Genomic DNA, 18,949 nt, shown 5'->3' with positions numbered 1-18,949 from the left:
GGCATGCGCGACACCAAGCACGCCTCCGCCATGCATCGCCACGAGCAGGCCATGACCGACGAGACGCCATCCGACAGCAAGCTGACGCGCACCAAGGAGAAATGGGCGCGCGAGGGCCGCTTTCTCACCGGGAAGATCACGCGACCGGAGGATCAACGGCTCCCACCGGGGCAGCACCTCACCAAGGACTGGCCGGTGCTCGATCTCGGGGTCACGCCGCCGGTCTCGCGCGAGCGTTGGCGGCTCGACGTCTATGGCGCGGTCGAGACTCCCGTGTTCTGGACCTTTGCCGAATTCGCCGCGCAGAAGCAGTCCCGGTTCACCTCGGACATCCATTGCGTCACGACCTGGTCGCGCTATGACAACGAGTGGGAAGGGCTTGCTACGCGTGAGCTGCTGGCGGCCTGCCAGCCGCGCGAGGATGCGCGCTTCGTCGTGCTGCATTCCTATGACGGTTACACCACCAACCTCGCGCTGGAGGATTTCGCCGCCGAGGACGCGCTGCTCGCTCAGAGCTGGTCCGGCCAGCCGCTGGCGGAAGAGCATGGCGGCCCGGTGCGGCTGGTGGTGCCGCACCTCTATTTCTGGAAGAGCGCGAAATGGCTCCAGGCCATCGAATTCCGGACCGAGGACGCGCCGGGCTTCTGGGAAGTCCGCGGCTATCATAACCGCGGCGATCCATGGGCCGAGCAGCGCTATTCGGGCGATTAGGTTCGAGCAAGAACGGGGGAAGCCCATGCCGACGGAACGCTTTCAATTCACCGGCGAAGGCGGCCATCAGCTCGCGGCCGCGCTGGAGCTGCCTGACGGCGAGCCCGCGGCGTTCGCGCTGTTCGCCCACTGCTTCACCTGCGGCAAGGACACGCTGGCGGCCAAGCGCATCTCGGTCGCGCTCGCCGCCAAGGGCATCGCGGTGCTGCGCTTCGACTTCACCGGGCTCGGCTCCAGCGGCGGCGATTTCGCCAATTCGACGTTCTCCTCCAACGTAGCCGATCTCGTCCGCGCCGCCGCTTATCTGCGCGAGACCCGCAAGGCACCCTCGATCCTGATCGGCCACAGCCTCGGTGGCGCCGCGATCCTCGCCGCTGCCGAAAAGATTCCTGAAGCCAAGGCAGTCGTGACTATCGCAGCGCCGTCCGATCCCGCCCATGTCACCGGTCTGTTCAAGGAGCATCTCGACAACATCCGCGCGCAGGGCGAGGTCGAAGTTTCGCTCGCCGGCCGCCCGTTCCGGCTCAAGCGCGAATTCCTCGACGATATCGCCGAGCACGAGCTGATGAAGGACGTCACCGGCCTGCACAAGGCGCTGCTGGTGATGCATTCGCCGGTCGACGACACCGTCGGTATCGACAATGCGACGAAGATCTTCGTCGCGGCCAAGCATCCCAAGAGTTTCGTCTCGCTCGACCATGCCGATCATCTTCTGACGAAGCCTGCCGACGCGCTCTACGCCGCCGACGTGATCGTGGCCTGGGCGAGCCGTTACGTCGATGCAGCGAAGCCCGCGAAGGCGATGGATCTGCCGGAGGAGCCGCGGAAGGTCGTGGTGCAGGAGACCCGCAAGAGCAAGTTCAACCAGACCATCATTGTCGGTCCGCATCATCTGGTGGCGGACGAGCCGGTCGCGGCAGGCGGCGCGGACGCCGGACCCGGCCCTTACGACTTCCTGCTCGCCGGCTTAGGTGCCTGCACCTCGATGACCATGCGCCTCTATGCCGACCGCAAGTCGCTGCCGCTCGACCGCGTCACGGTCACGCTGAAGCATTCCAAGATCTACGCCAAGGATTGTGCGGAGTGCGAGACCCGCGAGGGCATGCTCGACCAGATCGAGCGCGACATCGCGATCGACGGCGCGCTCGATGCCGAGCAGCGCAAGAAGCTGATGGAGATCGCGGACAAATGCCCGGTGCACCGCACCCTGACATCGGAGATCCGCATCGTGACGAGAGCGGTGGAATAGCTCAAGCGGCCCGCTGGTCGGCTTCCGCGGCCTGGAGCGGCTGAACCCGCAAGCTTCCGCGCAGACCCGCCGCGGTGCCGAGCAGGATGCCGGCAACGGCGACGAACGATCCCAGCGCGAGCGTAGACACGCCGGTGAGGCCCTGCCCGATCGAGCAGCCGAACGCCATCACGCCGCCGGTCCCCATCAGCGCAGCACCGGTGCCTGAGCGCAGCATGTGGCGTGGCGATGAATAGCCTTCGAGCTTGAAGCGGCGAGTTGCGACTGCCGTCACCAGACTGCCGGCGAAGACACCGGCGACCGTCGCGATGCCGAAGTTGAGCGACAGCCCGGTCGAAAGCATGGCGTATTGCAGGGCGTCCGCGATTGGCGCGACGAATGTAAGCGAGGTCACAGGGACAGGATTGAAGTCGTCGGCACCGAGATAGCCGGTGACCAGCCACCCGCCGGCAACAAGGAGACCCACGATGATGCCCGCCGCGATCTGGCCGGGCGAGCGGCGGAACGCCGGATGCGCAAAAGCAAACAGAATCAACGCGACGATTGTCGCGGCTGCGGCAAGCGCGCGCGAAAGCGATTCCGTAAGTCCGAGCGTCGCCAGCAACGACGGCAGCGAATTCGCGGCGGCCGTGATTTGCGTCGCCTGGACCAGCGCGATACGCCCCGGCGCGATCAGACCCTTGAGCGTCATCTGCGCGGCGATCGCCAGCACGATCACGACCACGAAGGAGCGGAGATTGCCGCGGCCGAGCAGCACCAGCGCCCGCGAGCCGCAGCCGTTCGACAGCACCATGCCGTAGCCGAACAGCAGGCCGCCGAGGAACAGCACCGCCGGCGAAAACGACGGCTGCAGATAGATCGACTTGCCGAGATCGACCGTGCCGCTGCCGGCAAGAAGCTGGCTCGCGGCGATCGCAACCGCAATCGCCAGCGCATAGGTCCGCACCAGCCGGCCGTCCCCCTCGGCCAGCCAGCCGCGCATGCTGCTCATCAGGCAAAAGCCGCTGAGCAGACCCACGGCACCGTAGACGAGGCCGATGGCGAGGCCCGAAAGGATGACGAGTTGCGCGGGCGCTTCCATGATCACGGCTTGAGGATCACCCGGTCGCGCGAGGAGCCGGCAACGGCGACATAGGCTTCCCTGGCGCGCTCGAGCGGATAGACGGCATTCGCCTTGATCGGAAACGGTTTCAGGTGGCAGCTCGCAAAGCCCGGGCCAAGGTCGCGCAGCACCGCGCCGGTCGCTGTCGATGACAGGCCGAGCGTATCGATGCCGACATAGGTATGCTGGCCCCGATAGAATTCGAGGATGTTGAACTGCACGATGCGATCGATCGCGGCGATCAGGATCTGGCGGCCGCGAAGCGCCAGCGATTTGTGCGCGGCGTGGAAATAGGGATCGCCGACCGTGTTGAAGATGATGTCGGCGCCCTTGCCGCCGGTCAGTTCGCGCACGCGCGCGGCAACGTCGGTGGCGGAGGCGTCGATCACCTCGATGGGCGCGTTGGCGTGGCCTTCATAGGCTTCCGCCTTGCGCACCACGCCGATGACGCGCGCGCCCTGCCAGGTCGCGATCTGCACCGCGGCCTGGCCGACCTTGCCGTTGACGCCGAACACCAGCACGGTCTCGCCGCTCTTCGGCACGCCCGCGCGGCGAAAGCCTTCCATCGCGGTGACGAAGGGCACGCCGATGCCGGCGGCCTCCTCCCAGGACACGGTCTTCGGCTTCTCGACGACCGCATCGGCTTCGACCAGGAGATGGCTCGCGTGGGTGCCGTCACGACGGATGCCGAGATCGCCGGACGAGCCGAACACCTCGCGTCCCATTGTGCCCGCGGGTCCGTCGATCACCACGCCGGCATAGTCGCGGCCGGGGGTCCGGGGGAACACGGCATAGGGCATCAGTCCGGTCGCAGCCTTGACGTCCGACGGATTGACGGCAGCGGCCTTCACCTCGATCAGGAGATCGTTCGGCCCGCGCGCAAGCCTCCGGCGCTCGACGATCGGCGCAAGCGCAGCGGCATTTTCAGCTTTGGCCTTGAGGCGCACACAGCGCGCTTCGACGGTTTTGGCATCGGCTGACATGAAAAGACCCGCGATTTCTCGCGGGCCTTGTCGCCTTTGGGGCGGGACGAGTCAACCGCCTCCCCCATCCTGAGGAGCCTGCGAAGCAGGCGTCTCGAAGGATGAAGGCGCGCAGCGCGAGCCGGGCCTGCATGGTTCGAGACGGCGCTCGCGCGCCTCCTCACCATGAGGGGTGAGACTTAGTCCTTGGGTCGCTTGTCGTAGAGCCGCTTGGCCTTGCCGAGCGAGCGTTCCAGCGTCGCGGGCGCAACCACCTGCACCCTGGAGCTGATGCCGATCGTGTTCTTGATGTGGGTCGAAACCCGGTCCGCATGATCGACGAGGCCGCGACCGTCCCAGCTCTCGGGCCGCGCCTCGGCGATGATGGTCAGCTCGTCCATGCGGCCCTCGCGGGTGAGTTCCAGGATGAAGTGGCCGCCGCACCAGTCGGTCGCGAGCAGCACCTCCTCGATCTGGGTCGGGAACAGGTTGACGCCGCGCAGGATGATCATGTCGTCCGAGCGCCCGGTCACCTTCTCCATCCGCCGCATGCCCGGCCGTGCCGTGCCCGGCAGCAGCCGCGTCAGGTCGCGGGTGCGATAGCGGATCACCGGAAAGGCTTCCTTGGTCAGCGAGGTGAAGACCAGTTCGCCCTTCTCGCCGTCCGGCAGCACAGCGCCGGTCTCGGGGTCGATCACTTCGGGATAGAAATGGTCCTCCCAGATGTGCAGGCCGTCCTTGGTCTCGATGCACTCCTGCGCGACGCCGGGGCCGATTACCTCGGACAGGCCGTAGATGTCGGTGGCGTCCATGTCGAAGGCGTCCTCGATCTCGGCGCGCATCGCATTGGTCCATGGCTCGGCGCCGAAGATGCCGATCTTGAGCGAGCACTGGCGCGGATCCAGCTTCTGGCGCTTGAACTCGTCGAGGATTGCCAGCATGTAGCTCGGCGTCACCGTGATGATGTCGGGCCGGAAATCGTTGATGAGCTGCACCTGCCGCTCGGTCATGCCCCCGGAGATCGGCACCACCGTGCAGCCGAGCTTCTCGGCGCCGTAGTGCACGCCGAGACCGCCGGTGAACAGGCCATAGCCGTAGGCATTGTGGATGATCATGCCGGTGCGACCGCCGGCGGCGCGGATCGAGCGCGCCATCACCTCGGACCAGGTCTCGATGTCCCGTTGGGTATAGCCGACGACGATCGGCTTGCCGGTCGTGCCGGATGAGGCATGCACCCGCACCAGCTTCTCGCGCGGCACGGCGAACATGTTGAAGGGATAATTGTCGCGCAGGTCCGTCTTTACCGTGAACGGAAATTTGGCGAGATCGGAGAGCTCGCGAAAGTCGGACGGATGCACGCCCGCCTTGTCGAACGCATTGCGGTAATGCGCGACGTTGTCGTAGGCGTGCTTCAGCGACCACGCCAGCCGCTGCTTCTGCAGCGCCATGACCTCGTCGCGCGAGACGCGCTCATGCGCATCCATCTCCGCGTTATAGGCGGCGCCACCTTCCTTGAGCCTCGTCAGAGCCATCCTCGTTTCCCCACATTGTTTGTTCTTCTTCCTTTGGTCTTATTGATCTTGCGCCGGCAGCCATTTGCCGGGAATGACGCGCGAATGTCCGCGGAATTCCGCGATGATGACTTCGCCCGCCGTGACACGCACGTCGTAGATGCCGGAGCGGCCGCCGCGGGTGATTTCCCGCGCCTTGGCGATGAGACGATCGCCAAGCTTGCCCGGCTTGATGAAGGTGATGTGGCCCTGCGCCGCGACGACGCGCTCATTGTGCGAATTGCAGGCGAACGCGAAGGCGGAATCGGCGAGCGTGAAGATGAAGCCGCCATGGGCGATGCGCTGGCCGTTGACCATGTCCGGCCGCACTATCATGGCGAGCGTCGCGAAGCCCGGGCCGATCTCGACGATCTCCATGCCGAGACCCTTGGAGGCATCGTCCTCGGCCCACATCGCATCGGCGCAGGCGCGGGCGATATCCTCAGGCGACAGGGCGGCTTTGACGTTCACGCGCTTCTCCCGGCCAGACGTTTGCTCATGATGTTGTTCTGGTTGGCTCACACTGTCAAATAATGCGACGCATTTGCATTGCGGAGCCGCAGAACGCCTGATCAGACATGATCATAATCGACCACGACCCGCTCCGTGGACGGCTTGGCCTGGCAGGTGAGAACAAAACCGGCCTTGAGCTCCCAGGGTTCCAGCGAATAGTTGATGTCCATCGGCGCCTCACCCTCGACCAGCTTGGCGCGGCAGGTCGAGCACATACCGCCCTTGCAGGCGAAGGGCAGATCGACGCCGGCGCGCAGCGCGGCATCGAGGATCGCCTCGTCCTCGGCGACGGGCACGTCGCGGCGCTTGCCGTCGATGATCAGCGAGGCGATCGCCTTCGGCGGCGCGTCGGGCGCAACCACCCTCTTCGGCCGCGGCTTGCCGCCGAACTCGGAGACGAAGCGTTCGACATGGATGCGCTCGTCGGCGATGCCGAGATCGCGGCAGGTCGCCTCGATCTCCTCGCTCATGCCCAGAGGACCGCAGATGAAGACGTGATCGACACTTCCCGCCGGCACCAGCGAGCGCAGCAGCACCCTCACCTTCTCGCCATCGAGCCGGCCATGCAGGATCGGAATATCCTGCTCCTCGCCGGAGATGACGTAGAAGATCGAGAGACGATCGATGAAGCGGTCCTTCAGCTCCTCGAGCGCTTCGAGGAACATGATGTTGTCGGTGGTGCGGTTGCCGTAGAACAGGAAGAAGCGGCTGCCCGGCTCGCGCGCGAGCACACCCTTCACGATCGACAGGATCGGAGTGATGCCGGAGCCGGCGGCGAAGCCGACATGAACGCGCGCCCGATCTGCCGGCGGGACCACGCCGAAGCGGCCGGTCGGCGTCATCACGTCGAGCTCGTCGCCGCATTTGAGATCTTCGGCTGCCCAGCTCGAAAACGCGCCGCCATCGACCTTCTTCACGGCGATACGGATCTCGCCGTCGTCAGGGCCGGAGCAGATCGAATAGGAGCGGCGCACCTCTTCGCCGTCGAGCATGGTGCGCAGCGTCAGGTACTGCCCGGGCGTGAAGGCGTAATCGCCGGCGAGTTCGCCGGGGATTGCAAAGGTCATCGAGACGGCGTCGGACGCCTCGCGGCGGAGGTCGTTGACGGCAAGGCGATGAAAGCGCGGTGCGGCTGCGGACATCAGGGGCACCCTCGTTCGGTCTCTCCGTCGTCATTGCGAGGAGCCCTTGCGACGAAGCAATCCAGACTGTCACTGCGGAGACAATCTGGATTGCTTCGCTGCGCTCGCAATGACGGTGGAGTTCGCATCGTGCGCCTCAATGACACTTGAAATAGTCGAAGGGTTCGCGGCAGGCCTTGCAGCGCCAGAGCGCCTTGCAGGAGGTCGAGCCGAATTCGGACAGCAGCTCGGTCTTGTCCGAGCCACATTGCGGGCACGCCACCGTCTGCGCACCGAACAGCGCGCGTCGCGAGCTCGCGGCTTGCGGCGGCGCGATGCCGTAGGCCCGCAGCTTCTCGCGCCCCTCCTCGCTCATCCAGTCCGTGGTCCAGGCCGGCGACAGCACGGTTCGTACCTTCGGATGATGGAAACCGGCGCGCTCCAGCGCGACCTCGATTTCGAGCGCGATCATGTTCATGGCCGGGCAGCCTGAATAGGTCGGTGTGATCGCAACCTCGACATGATCGCCGTCGAGAACGACGTCGCGGAGAACGCCGAGATCGGCGATGGTCAGCACCGGAATTTCCGGATCGACCACGCTTGCGGCGGCGTCCCAGGCGCGCTGGCGCAGCGCGGCGTCGTCAGCGGCCACCGTCACCATGTCAGCCCCGGAAACGTTCGCTGGGTCGATTGCAGCTCCGACAGGAGGTGGCCGAGATGCTCGCTGTGGCGGCCGGAGCGGCCGCCCTGCTGCATCCACTCGTTCTGCGGCAGCGCGAGCGTTGCTTCGCGGGTGACATCGGAAAGCGTCGCCAACCAGCGCCCGCGCAAGCTCCCGGGATCGGCAGCAATGCCGGCATGGATCAGGGCGCGTTCGCTCTCGTCGACAGCAAACATCTCGCCGGTAAAGGCCCAGAGATGATCGATCGCTGCTTGCGCACGCGCGTGGCTCTCCTCCGTGCCGTCGCCGAGCCGGATGATCCATTCCGAGGCATGGCGCAGATGGTAGGCGCTCTCCTTCTCCGATTTCGCTGCGATCGCCGCCAGGGTCGCATCGCGCGACTTCATCATCGCGCGCCAATAGAGATCGGCGAAGGTGGAATAGAAGAACTGCCGCACCAGGGTCTGGGCGAAGTCGCCGTTGGGCTGCTCGACCAGCAGCAGGTTGCGGTACTGCCGCACGTCGCGCAGATAGGCCAGCTTGTCCTCGTCGTTATCCCTGCCTTCGACCTTGGCTGCAAAGGTGTAGAGCTCCCGCGCCTGGCCGATCAGATCGAGCGCGATGTTGGACAGCGCCATGTCCTCTTCCAGCATCGGCGCGTGCCCACACCATTCCGAGAGCCGGTGACCGAGGATAAGCGCGTCGTCGGCGCGGCGCAGCGCGTAGAGCACCAGCGGCGTTTCGGAGACCTGGATGTTGGCGACAGGCATATTCTATCCACTTGTTCCGACCTCATCCTGAGGAGGCGCGTAGCGCCGTCTCGAAGGATGGCCGCAGGTTCAGGGGCCTTCATGGTTCGAGACGCGCTTCGCGCTCCTCACCATGAGGGGAGAGAGCGCTACATGTGCCCCACTTCTTCGGGCACCTCGTAGAAAGTCGGATGCCGGTAGATCTTGGATTCCGCCGGCTCGAACATCATGCCCTTCTCGGCGGGATCGCTCGCGGTGATCGCGCTCGAGGGCACGACCCAGATCGACAGGCCCTCGCCGCGGCGGGTGTAGATGTCGCGGGCGGCCTGCAGCGCCATGGTCGCGTCGCTCGCATGCAGCGAACCCACATGCTTGTGCGCGAGCCCGTTGCGACTGCGAATGAAGACTTCCCACAGCGGCGTGTTCGGCGTGGCCATATCGATCTCCTATTCGGCAGCCTGGGCGGTCTGACGCTGGGCGCGCTTGGCGGCATAGCTAGCTGCCGCCTCGCGCACCCAGGTGCCCTCGTCATGCGCCTTGCGGCGCGCGGCCATGCGGTCGCGATTGCAGGGGCCGTTGCCGGCGAGCACCTGCTTGAATTCGCTCCAGTCGATCTCGCTATAGCGCCAGTGCCCGTCGGCGTCCTGAATCATGCCGGGATCGGGAATGGTGAGGCCGAGATATTGCGCCTGCGGCACCGTGGCATCGACGAACTTCTGGCGCAGCTCGTCATTGGAGAAGCGCTTGATCTTCCACTTCGTCGAGGTGTCGCTGTGCTGACTGGTCGCGTCCGGCGGACCGAACATCATCAGCACCGGCCACCACCAGCGGTTCAGCGCATCCTGCGCCATCGCCTTCTGCTCCTCCGAGCCGCGGCACAGCGTCACCATGATCTCGTAGCCCTGGCGCTGGTGGAAGGACTCCTCCTTGCAGACGCGGATCATGGCGCGGGCATAGGGCCCGTAGGAGCAGCGGCACAGCGGGATCTGATTCATGATCGCGGCGCCGTCAACCAGCCAGCCGATCGTGCCGATGTCCGCCCAGGTCAGCGTCGGATAGTTGAAGATCGAGGAGTACTTTGCTTTCCCCGCGAGCATGGCATCGACCAGCTCCTCGCGCGAGGAGCCGAGCGTCTCGGCGGCGGCGTAGAGATAAAGCCCGTGGCCGCATTCATCCTGCACCTTGGCGAGCAGCGCGGCCTTGCGGCGCAGCGTCGGCGCACGCGTGATCCAGTTGCCTTCGGGCAGCATGCCGACGATTTCGGAGTGCGCGTGCTGGGAGATCTGGCGGGTGAGCGTCTTGCGATAGGCCGCCGGCATCCAGTCGTTCGGCTCGATGCGCTCCTCGGCATCGATGCGGGCCTGGAATTGCGCAGCTTTGCCTGCGTCCTCCAGATCGCGATCAGCGGTCTCGGCCGTGTTCAGCGCCTGGGTGTACATGCGCATCCTCCCGTTTGTTGGGAGGGAATATATAACAAGATTTACGTCATGCAATATATTTCTGTAACATAATGGTCAGGCGCCGAACCTCCGCTCCAGCAGCTTTCGCGCCGCCGGCAATGGCCCTTTTTCATTGGTTCCATGGCCATCAAGCCATTGTTCGGACGGCGCAAGCAGCGCGCGGTAGATTTCGCCGCAGAGCGCGCGGGCGGCCCTGCCCGGCCAATCCGCAGGCAAGAGACTCTCCGGCAGCAGCGGATCGCGCAGCACCACGCGGCGGTAATAGTGGATCAAGAGAATCCGCGCGGTGAAGGCGTCGGCGTCGGACAAATCGGTGCCGCGCGCGATCGCGGCGCGCAGCGGCTCGAACGTCTTCATGAACTTAAGATAAGCGTCCGCGGTCCGATCGAGCGGCCAGCTCGCGCTGAGCAGACGGCGGCCGCTGTCGTCTTCCGCCGAGACCTCGAGGCGGATCGCGCCCGCCGCCTCATCCGGCACCGGCACGCCTGATGGCGCGACCCACACGCCCGGCAGCGGGCTGCCGAAGCCGGCATTGCGCAGCGCTTCGCGCGAGGCGTCGCGGTCCTCACCGTTTCCGATCAGCAGCAGCTCGAAGCGCCCGGTCCAGTCGGACGGTGGCGGATCGTAGATGTGGCGCGTCGCGGCCTCGAACGTCTGGCGGCCCTTGTCGGCCAGGCGATAGAAACTGTTGCGGCCGACCTTCTCGCGCGTCAGCCAGCCGTCGGCGGCAAGCCGCGACATCGCGGTGCGCACCCCGCCGCTGTCGATATCCAGGCTTTCGAAGAATTCCAGCAGCGTGCCGAGCCACACCGAGCCGCCGCGCGGCACGATGGCGTCGCCGAACACGGTGATGACGATGGAGCCGGTACGCGAGGGCTCGCGCTTGAGCTGATCGATGATGCGGGAGAGCGGATGCGCCATGCGGCAGGCTTAGCGCGTTTGATGCGGGCCCGACAATGGACGGGGGAGACGCGTCTTCTCCTTCTCCCCGCTTGCGGGGCTATCGCATATGAAAGGTGGCTATCGGGACGACTTCTCTCCACGTCGTCATGCCCGGGTTTGTCCCGGCCATCCACGCCTGTCTACGCAGCACAAAGAACGTGGATGCCCGGGACAAACCCGGGCATGACGGCCTCTCGAAAATTGACGGCCTCTCGAAAATTCAAGTGCGATTGCCCTGCCGCGTGCGGGAAGAGGCGAATAAAGAGATCACCTGTGCGGGTCGGGATAGGCCAGGCTGCGCCAGCCGCTGCGGTCGAACGGGCGCCACTGGCCTTCCTTCTGCGCGAGGCGATCGGCCACGGCATAGACCGCGACGGGATGATGACCCATGCCGCAATGGCTGCTTTCGACCTCGATGCTCTCGGTCTGTGCGCCCGACTTCTCCATGCAGCCCTGCCAGGCGCAGACGCCGTCGGTGCGGCTGAAGATGGCAGTGGTCGGCACCGGCGGCGGCACGGCGAGCTCGCCGCCAAAGCGGGGATCGACCTCGTCGGCCTTGCGCCCGCTCGCCCATTCGTAGACGCGCCAGGCATTGGTCGAGCGCGGATCGCCGGCGAAGGGGCTGCCGAGCGTGATCACCTGGCGCACGCGCTCCGGCATCATCTTGGCGAGCTGGCGCGCATAGAGGCCGCCAAGGCTCCAGCCGACCAGGCTGATCTTTCGACCGTGCGTCTCGCTGAGCTCATGGACCAGATCGACCATCGCGTCCTGCACGCCGTCGCGCAGGCCATAGTTGCGCCCCTGACGCCAGCCGCTGACCGCATAGCCCTTGCTCGTCAGAAACGCGCGCAGCGCACGTGTAGAGACATCGGAAGCCACGAGGCCCGGCAGCACCAGCACCGGATGTCCATCGCCGCGCGGCGCAAGGCTCAACAGCGGCAGGGCGCCGAGGAATGCGCCGAACTCATGGATCGCGCGCCCCTCCAGAAACATCAAGGTGCGGGACGGCGGTCGCAGCGTCTGGGCAGTTGCGGTCATCAATGTTTCCCCTGGGAAGAATTCCTGGAAAGGCCGCCGGCAGCGAGACCGGCAAAACGGCATGAATTCCAATGCACCGGCTTCTTGATCGTTCCGCAGCGCAACATGAATCAGCTAGGCGGCCGGTTCCCGATATTCAAGCGGGAGAGACGCCAGGCGACAATAGGCCCGCGCGTTAATGCTAACGGCCGTGACGCAAAAGTCACAACAATCGGAGCAGGGATTCTACGGTGTAGAGCCCGAGCCCGGCGAGCCCGCCGATCAATGAGCCGTTGAAGCGGATGTATTGCAGGTCGCGGCCGATGTTGATCTCGATCAGCGAAATCAGCTGCGTCATATTCCACGCCTTGACCTGATCGGAGATGAAGGTCGACACGCCGCTCTTCTGATCCGCGACGAAGCTGCGCAGCACGGTCACGAGACCCTTGTTGATCTCGCCGCGCAGCTCGGCATCGCTGGCGAGCGCCTCGCCAGCCGAGACGAACATCCCTGCGAGATGATGTTGCAGCACCTGCGTCTCGCCGCTCGCGCTGCGCTCGATGAAGGAGCGGGTGTTGGCCCAGACGGTGCGGGCAAGGTCGGCAAGCTCCGGCCGCGCCAGCAGATCGCGCTTCAGGCCGTCGATGCGGTCGATATAGGCTTGGTCGGTGCCGAGCCGGTCGACGAAGCTCAGCACCATGCGGTCGAACTCGCCGCGGAACGGATGCTTGGGATCGCTGCGCACTTCGTTGAAGAAGGCGGTGGCGGAGGCCACGATCTTGTTCACCAGAAACTTGTCGGCGCGATAGAGCTTGAGCAGGGTCGGCAATTCCGCGCGCACCTTCTCGCGGATCATCGCCATCGTTTCCTTCTGGTTCAGCGTCTCGTGCATCACGCGCAGGAGATCGTCGAACAGGATCTGGTGCCGCCCTTCCGCCACGAAGCCACGCAGGGTGCCCGCCGCGAGCGGCGCAAGGTCGATCGCCTGGAGCTGCGATGACATGCGGCGGATGATGAACGTCATCAGGCCGGAGCTTTCGGTTGCGGACACCGCCTCCGGCAACAGACGCAGCGCAAAGCGCGCGAGGTCGTCACTGCGCTTGCGGTCGCGCAGCCAGTCGGCAACGAAGGAGCCGAAGTCGATCTCCTTCAGCTTGGCCTCGACGGGACCCGCCTCGAGGAAATGTACCTGGATGAATTCGCCGAGTTTGTCGGCGATGCGGGCCTGGTTGCTCTGGATGATCGCGGTGTGAGGGATCGGCAGGCCGAGCGGCCGCTTGAACAGCGCCACCACGGCATACCAATCGGCGAGCCCGCCGATGGTCGCCGCTTCGGCGAAGGCAGCAATGAAGCCGAACACCGGATGCACGGGCAGCAGCCACTTTGCGACGACAAACAGTGCCAGCGTCGAGGCCAGCACCAGAGTCGCCAGCGCCTTGACGCGGCGGAGCTCGGCCGCGCGTTCGGCATCGCCGGGGGCGTCGAAGGAGAAGGTGCTTTGAATCGCCATGACGCAAACTTAGCGTGCCGACCTCCACGTGTCCCGGACGCGGTGCGTCGCAAAGCGATGCGCCGCAGAGCCGGGACCCAGCAAGCCGATGGACCCCGGATCAGCAGTGCATCACGCCGCAAATGCGGCGCGCTGCACTGCATCCGGGGAACGCAAATCAAACAAAAGGCCCGCCGAAGCGGGCCTCAAATTCAGTTTGTGCTCAGGCGCCAGATCAGGCGGTCTTGGTGTAGACCTTGGCGAAATTGTCCTGAGCGGACTTCGCACCGTTGGCGGCGAGCTTGCCGAGATAGTCGGCGGTCGCCTTGGCGCGCGAGACGAACACTTCGCCGCGGGAGCGGAGCAGGCTCGACTGGATCTCGACGGCTTCGCTGACCGACTTGGCGGATGCGAGCTTGTCGATGCCCGAGAAGAACGCCTCGGCGTCCTCATAGATCGCCTGCTGGATGTTGCGGCTGATCTTGCCGGCCTCGGTGACCGACTCGGTCACCGCGTTCTCGACGGCGGCGGTCACGCGCTCGGAGCCAGCGAACACCTCGGCAGCACGGTCCTTGGCGGTGTTGGCAGTCTTCTTGACGAATTCGCGGGCGGCCTCGGGAACTTCCAGGTTCTGGATGTTCTTGAAAGCGTCCTTGAAGCCCTCGAAAGCGGTGTTGGTTTCAGTGGTCATGGGGGGTTCTCTCCATCCTCAATGGTCTGAGCTATGGGCTCACCCCGTCCGCATTGGCCCGGGGCACGTCTTATATGGCACGGTCAATTGTGCGTCGCAATATTCATATTGCACTGCGATATCACGAAATCGTGATGAGCCTTAACGAGAGGCATCGTGATGCCTCGCTAGTCAGGAGAGCCCAGTGATCGGCCCGATCCGGCCCTAATGCCGGACCCTGCTAGTGCTGGACGGCGCCTGGCAGCCCATAGGCCTCCATCTGAGCCTGGACCTGCGCGACGTTGTGGCCGAGCACGACGATGTCGTGGGTCTTGCCGTCGACGTCCCGCACATGGTCCCGCAGCAGGGCCTCGGCCTTGAAGCCGAGGCTCTCGAACAGGGCGATCGCAGCCTGCTGATCCACCGTCATCTGGACCGACAGCTTTTCCAGGCCCGCCCCGAGCGCGAGGGCAAAGGTCTCCTGCGACAGCGCCTTGCCCACGCCCTTGCCGCGGACCTCGGGCGAAACCACCATGCGGATCTCACCGACATGAGGCGACCAGGAATGAGGATCGCGCACCAGCGTGCCGCAACCGACGACCCTGCCCTCTCTGACCGCGAGCAGGCTCTGAATCGCTCCGCGCTCGATCTCCTTGACCCAGGCCGACAGCACCTTCGGTTCGCTGATGTTGCGTGGCAGGAACAACAAATCGTGGGTCGGCAGGGCCTTGCCGAAGGCCAGCACCGCAGCCTCGTCGGCGGGCGACATCAGGCGGATCTCAATAGCGCCGGCGTCGGTCTTGACGTGGCGCGGATAGGAACGCTGCTCGCTCATATCGATCTCTTTCCCAGCCAGGAATCCAGTTTCGGCCACAGCCGCTTCACCGCGTTGGCGCCGGCAACGAGAGAGACGTGACCGCCCTTCAGGATCACCTCTTCCTTGTCAGTCGAGCCGACCTTTGGGATCAGGTGCTTGGCGGCCTCATAGGGCACGATGTGATCGTGCTCTGCGACCGCATGCAGGGTCGGCACCGTGATGTTCTCGAGCTTGGCCGCACGGCCGCCGACCGACATGGTGTCGTTGAACAGCTTGTTGTCCCACATCAGGTCCTTGGTGATGGTGCGGAAATATTCGCCGGCGAGCGGCAGCGTGTCGGTCGCCCAGCGGTCGAACATGCGGTACGACTTCACGAACTCGTCGTTCCAGATGTTTTCCCAGAGCTGGATCTGGCTCACCGCGCGCGAGGCCGGGCGCAGCATCTCGAACGAGGACAGGATCATCTCCGGCGGCACGTTGCCGACGCTGTCGACGAGGTGGTCGACGTCGAAATAGCGGCGGTCGGAGAAATTCGAGAACAGCTTCATCTCGCGGAAATCGATCGGCGTGGTGAAGCAGATCAGGTTCTTCATCGGCCCGTCCTGGTGGATCGAGCCGTAGAGCAGCGACAGCACGCCACCGAAGCAATAGCCGATGATGGAAACATCCTGCTCGCCGGAATCGGCCTGTACGCGGCGGACGCAATCGGGGATGAAGTCGAGGACGTAGTCCTCCATGCGCAGGCTCTTCTCCTCCGGCCGCGGCGCGCTCCAATCCAGCATGTAGACGTCGTAGCCGCGTTTCAGCAGGAACTCGATGAAGCTCTGGCCGGGCACGAGGTCGAGAATGTAGCCGCGGTTCGTGGTTGCCATCACGATCAGCACCGGCACGCGGTAGATCTCGTCCGTCATCGGCCGGTAGTGATAGAGGCTCATGGTTCCGCGCGAGTGCAGAACGTCCTTTGGCGTCGAGCCGAGCGAGGGGCCCGAGGTCGAGAAATATTCGACGCCCTTGATGCTGCGCTGAATCGCGCGCTGCACCTCGGACTGGATGCGCTCCGGGATCGACGCAAGATCAAGTCCCGCCGGCGCGTTCATTTTTGGTCTCCGCCTTCGGACGGCGGACGTTTGGTGCGCGGCGGCCGCGGCGCGGCGCCGGGTTGCGGCGCGCCCGAATTGGCCGACATCTGGCTCAGCATCGACTTGATCTCGCCGAGCTGGCCTTCGATCGACTGGAGCCGTTCCGCGATGCCGGTCATCTGCTCGCGGCTCGGCAGGTTCATCGAGAGCAGGTATTTCTCCATGAGATCGCCGAACTGCTTCTGAGCACCTGCAGCAACGCCGCCGGCGCGGTTCATGGCCTGCGAGAATTCGGGCGTCTCCATCGCCTTGGTCGCGAAGGAGTTGAAACCCTTCTCCATTTCGCCAACCATCTTCTGCCACAAGGCGACCGGATCGGTGTTCTTGTCGGTCATCAGCGTCCTCCCAATGCGGAGGGCTTTGCACCCTTCTTGTCGCGCCATACCACACCGTTGCGCGGTGCCGGTCAACCGGCAAGCAGCGGGCGCAGCGTCGGACACGCCGCTTCTTCGCGGAACGAAACCGTGCGATACAGCATCGGTCAGCAGGAGGGACCCGTGACCGCCCATCAGCCGCCCCAGACCGTCCGCGCCAACGGCATCGACATCTGCTACGAGATCTTCGGCAACGACAATGCCGAGCCGCTGCTGCTGATCATGGGCCTCGGCGCGCAGATGATCCATTGGGACGATGCATTCTGCGAGCAGCTCGCCGCCCGCGGCTTCCGCGTGATCCGCTTCGACAACCGCGACATCGGCAAGTCGAGCCATCTCACCGGCGGCAAGCGGCTGACGCCGTTCGAGCTGCTGAAGCTGCGCTTGTTGCGGATCCCAGTGGCCGCCACCTACAAGCTGGTCGACATGGCCAAGGACACGGTCGGCCTGATGGATGCGCTCGGCATCAAGTCGGCGCATCTCGTCGGCGCGTCCATGGGCGGCATGATCGCGCAGGAGGTGACGCTGTCGTTTCCGCACCGCGTGCGCTCGCTGACCTCGATTATGTCGACCACCGGCAATCCGCGCGTGCCGCCGCCCACCCGCGAGGCTGCCGCCATGCTGATGGCCCCGCCGCCGCGCAGCAAGGAGGAGTTCATCGTCCGCTACGGCCAGACCTGGAAGGTGCTGCGCGCCGGACATTTCCCGGAAGAGGAAGCGCTCGATCCTGGCCGCGCCGAGCGCGTGTTCGCGCGCGGGCTCAATCCGGCCGGCGTCGGCCGCCAGCTCCGTGCCGTGCTGGCCTCCGGCAGCCGCAAGGAGCGACTGCACGCTGTGAAGGTTCCGACATTGGTCATTCACGGTACCGTCGATCCCTTGGTCCGCCCCGAAGGCGGCAAGGACACGGCCGCATCGATCCCGAACGCAAAGCTGCTGATGATCGAGGGCATGGGCCACGCGCTACCGATGCGATTCTGGCCGGAGATCATCGACGCGATCGACAAGCATGCGCATGGCGCGGCGGCGCAGGCCGCTTAGGCCGGCCGGTCTCCTCCCGGTGACCATGTGAGCTGCCGGTGCCTGTCTTAACTGGGGCCCCGATGAAGGCTATACAGGCCGCCTCAAACGCCAAACAGGGGCTGCGGCCTCTCGGAGCTCACATGCATTTCATCATTCGATCTGCGGCAATGATGGCCGCCCTTCTCATGTTGTCTCTCGCCGGCAGCGCCGCGATGGCCGCCAGCGCGCAGGAAGAAGCCAACCGCCAAACCGTGCTGGCCTTCTATGAAAAAGGCCTCAACCAGAAGGATGCCGACGCCGCCCTCGCCTATGTCGGCAACCGTTACGTCCAGCACAATCCAACCGCCCCCGATGGCCCGGACGGTTTCCGGAAGTTCATCGGCTTCCTGCGCGAGAAGTTTCCGAACTCGCGCAGCGAGATCAAGCGCAGCTTCGCGGAGGGCGACTTCGTCATCCTGCACGTCCACTCCGTTCGCGAGCCCGGCACCAGGGGCCGCGCGATCGTGGACATCTTCAAGCTGGAGAACGGCAAGATCGTCGAGCATTGGGACGTCGTTCAGGAGATTCCTGAAAACCCGGCGAACGGCAACACGATGTTCTAGCCTTGGGGCGCAGCCTAGCCCTTCCGCGCGATCCAGATCACGTGGCGCGCGCCGCCGCCTCTGCCGGTGGCGCGAACGTTGACCTCGTTGACGTCGAAGCCGGCACGCTTGAGGCGCCCTGTGAACGCCGGATTGGGTCCCGACGACCAGACCGCGAGCACGCCGTCCGGCCGCAGCGCCTTCTTCGCAGCCTGCAGCCCGCTCGCATCGTAGAGCGCGTCATTGCCCTTCCGGGTCAGACCCTCCGGCCCGTTGTCGACGTCAAGCAGGATGGCGTCGAAGGCCGAACGCTTCGCCCGGATGACTTCACCAACATCGATCTCGCGAATGCTCACCCTGGCATCATCGAGACTGTCGCCGAAGACCTCCGCCATCGGGCCGCGCGCCCAGGCGACGACCGACGGGACCAGCTCGGAGACGACGATCTTCGCCTGGGCTCCGAGCACGGCCAGCGCCGCGCGTAGCGTAAAACCCATGCCGAGACCGCCGATGAGAACGACGGGTTTTGCGACTTTCTCGATCTGCTTCGCGGCAAGCGTTGCGAGCGCCGCTTCCGATCCCGACAGGCGGCTGTTCATGAGCTCGTTGGTACCGAGCTTGATGGAGAACTCCTTGCCCCGCCGCATCAGGCGGAGCTCCTCGTCGGAACCGGGGATTTTGGCGGTGGCGAGCTTTTCCCAGGGAATCATGGGAGTGCTTTAGCACGATTCACCTCTTAGCCCGGATGGAGCGCAGCGCAATCCGGGAAACGTTTATCCGCGGAAAGACAGCCCGAATTTCGCTTCGCTCCATCCAGGCTAC

General features: G+C 65.1%; 21 protein-coding genes. 4 read left to right on the top strand and 17 right to left on the bottom strand.

Annotated features, from left to right (window positions below):
* Positions 1-51 precede the first annotated feature (51 nt).
* Positions 52-711: a sulfite oxidase-like oxidoreductase gene (locus N2604_RS15110; RefSeq protein WP_260376228.1), complete on the top strand. Its 660-nt coding sequence runs from the start codon at positions 52-54 to the stop codon at positions 709-711.
* A 25-nt stretch (positions 712-736) separates the two neighbouring features.
* A complete protein-coding gene (locus tag N2604_RS15105) occupies positions 737-1,960 on the top strand; it encodes an alpha/beta fold hydrolase (protein WP_260375417.1) in 1,224 nt (407 codons plus the stop codon).
* A gap of 1 nt (position 1,961) precedes the next feature.
* Here N2604_RS15105 and N2604_RS15100 read toward each other — a convergent pair whose 3' ends face one another.
* From N2604_RS15100 to N2604_RS15025, 16 genes are all read right to left on the bottom strand, one after another.
* A complete protein-coding gene (locus N2604_RS15100; RefSeq protein WP_260375416.1) occupies positions 1,962-3,041 on the bottom strand; it encodes a YeeE/YedE family protein in 1,080 nt (359 codons plus the stop codon).
* 2 nt (positions 3,042-3,043) lie between these two features.
* Positions 3,044-4,045: a zinc-binding alcohol dehydrogenase family protein gene (locus N2604_RS15095; protein ID WP_260375415.1), complete on the bottom strand. Its 1,002-nt coding sequence runs from the start codon at positions 4,043-4,045 to the stop codon at positions 3,044-3,046.
* A gap of 179 nt (positions 4,046-4,224) precedes the next feature.
* Positions 4,225-5,556, bottom strand: coding sequence for a phenylacetate--CoA ligase PaaK (paaK, locus tag N2604_RS15090; protein WP_260375414.1), 1,332 nt, complete (start codon positions 5,554-5,556; stop codon positions 4,225-4,227).
* 39 nt (positions 5,557-5,595) lie between these two features.
* Complete coding sequence (gene paaI, locus N2604_RS15085) at positions 5,596-6,045, bottom strand: hydroxyphenylacetyl-CoA thioesterase PaaI (protein WP_260375413.1); 450 nt, start codon at positions 6,043-6,045, stop codon at positions 5,596-5,598.
* A 101-nt stretch (positions 6,046-6,146) separates the two neighbouring features.
* Positions 6,147-7,229 carry a 1,2-phenylacetyl-CoA epoxidase subunit PaaE gene (gene paaE, locus N2604_RS15080; RefSeq protein ID WP_260375411.1) on the bottom strand — a complete coding sequence of 361 codons (1,083 nt, stop codon included), beginning with the start codon at positions 7,227-7,229 and terminating at the stop codon, positions 6,147-6,149.
* A gap of 136 nt (positions 7,230-7,365) precedes the next feature.
* On the bottom strand, positions 7,366-7,869 hold the full coding sequence (gene paaD, locus N2604_RS15075) for a 1,2-phenylacetyl-CoA epoxidase subunit PaaD (protein WP_260375410.1): 504 nt from the start codon (positions 7,867-7,869) through the stop codon (positions 7,366-7,368).
* Positions 7,863-8,639, bottom strand: a complete 777-nt coding sequence (paaC, locus tag N2604_RS15070; protein ID WP_260375408.1) for a 1,2-phenylacetyl-CoA epoxidase subunit PaaC — start codon at positions 8,637-8,639, stop codon at positions 7,863-7,865. Before paaC ends, paaD begins: the two co-directional genes overlap by 7 nt.
* Positions 8,640-8,767: 128 nt before the next feature.
* Positions 8,768-9,055, bottom strand: coding sequence for a 1,2-phenylacetyl-CoA epoxidase subunit PaaB (gene paaB / locus N2604_RS15065; protein WP_015687593.1), 288 nt, complete (start codon positions 9,053-9,055; stop codon positions 8,768-8,770).
* A gap of 9 nt (positions 9,056-9,064) precedes the next feature.
* The gene (paaA, locus tag N2604_RS15060) at positions 9,065-10,057 is read right to left on the bottom strand and encodes a 1,2-phenylacetyl-CoA epoxidase subunit PaaA (protein WP_260375407.1); all 993 of its coding nucleotides are present in this window, start codon (positions 10,055-10,057) and stop codon (positions 9,065-9,067) included.
* A gap of 75 nt (positions 10,058-10,132) precedes the next feature.
* Positions 10,133-10,999, bottom strand: a complete 867-nt coding sequence (gene paaX, locus N2604_RS15055) for a phenylacetic acid degradation operon negative regulatory protein PaaX (protein WP_260375406.1) — start codon at positions 10,997-10,999, stop codon at positions 10,133-10,135.
* Positions 11,000-11,287: 288 nt separating this feature from the next.
* Positions 11,288-12,058 carry a triacylglycerol lipase gene (locus N2604_RS15050; protein ID WP_260375405.1) on the bottom strand — a complete coding sequence of 257 codons (771 nt, stop codon included), beginning with the start codon at positions 12,056-12,058 and terminating at the stop codon, positions 11,288-11,290.
* A gap of 202 nt (positions 12,059-12,260) precedes the next feature.
* Positions 12,261-13,547 (bottom strand): DUF445 domain-containing protein, encoded by a 1,287-nt coding sequence (locus N2604_RS15045; RefSeq protein WP_260375404.1) that lies wholly within the window; start codon positions 13,545-13,547, stop codon positions 12,261-12,263.
* 214 nt (positions 13,548-13,761) lie between these two features.
* A complete protein-coding gene (locus N2604_RS15040; RefSeq protein WP_260375403.1) occupies positions 13,762-14,217 on the bottom strand; it encodes a phasin in 456 nt (151 codons plus the stop codon).
* Positions 14,218-14,437: 220 nt separating this feature from the next.
* Positions 14,438-15,031: a GNAT family N-acetyltransferase gene (locus N2604_RS15035; RefSeq protein WP_260375402.1), complete on the bottom strand. Its 594-nt coding sequence runs from the start codon at positions 15,029-15,031 to the stop codon at positions 14,438-14,440.
* Entirely contained in the window at positions 15,028-16,110 is a 1,083-nt protein-coding gene (locus tag N2604_RS15030) for an alpha/beta hydrolase (protein WP_260375401.1), read from the bottom strand. The genes N2604_RS15035 and N2604_RS15030 overlap by 4 nt, the downstream gene beginning before the upstream one ends.
* Positions 16,107-16,487 (bottom strand): hypothetical protein, encoded by a 381-nt coding sequence (locus tag N2604_RS15025; protein ID WP_260375400.1) that lies wholly within the window; start codon positions 16,485-16,487, stop codon positions 16,107-16,109. Before N2604_RS15025 ends, N2604_RS15030 begins: the two co-directional genes overlap by 4 nt.
* Positions 16,488-16,649: 162 nt before the next feature.
* Here N2604_RS15025 and N2604_RS15020 point away from each other — a divergent pair, with 162 nt between their 5' ends.
* Both N2604_RS15020 and N2604_RS15015 read left to right on the top strand, forming a co-directional pair.
* A complete protein-coding gene (locus N2604_RS15020; RefSeq protein WP_260375399.1) occupies positions 16,650-17,564 on the top strand; it encodes an alpha/beta fold hydrolase in 915 nt (304 codons plus the stop codon).
* A gap of 122 nt (positions 17,565-17,686) precedes the next feature.
* Positions 17,687-18,148, top strand: a complete 462-nt coding sequence (locus N2604_RS15015; protein WP_260375398.1) for an ester cyclase — start codon at positions 17,687-17,689, stop codon at positions 18,146-18,148.
* Between the two features lie 14 nt (positions 18,149-18,162).
* Here the strand turns inward: N2604_RS15015 and N2604_RS15010 are convergent, their stop codons facing one another.
* Positions 18,163-18,837, bottom strand: coding sequence for a spermidine synthase (locus N2604_RS15010; protein ID WP_260375397.1), 675 nt, complete (start codon positions 18,835-18,837; stop codon positions 18,163-18,165).
* Positions 18,838-18,949 lie beyond the last annotated feature (112 nt).

This window comes from Bradyrhizobium sp. CB1015 (assembly GCF_025200925.1).
Classification (GTDB): Bacteria; Pseudomonadota; Alphaproteobacteria; order Rhizobiales; family Xanthobacteraceae; genus Bradyrhizobium.
The sequence above is the reverse complement of the archived record's forward strand: the minus strand, read 5'-3'. Positions and strand labels throughout refer to the sequence as shown.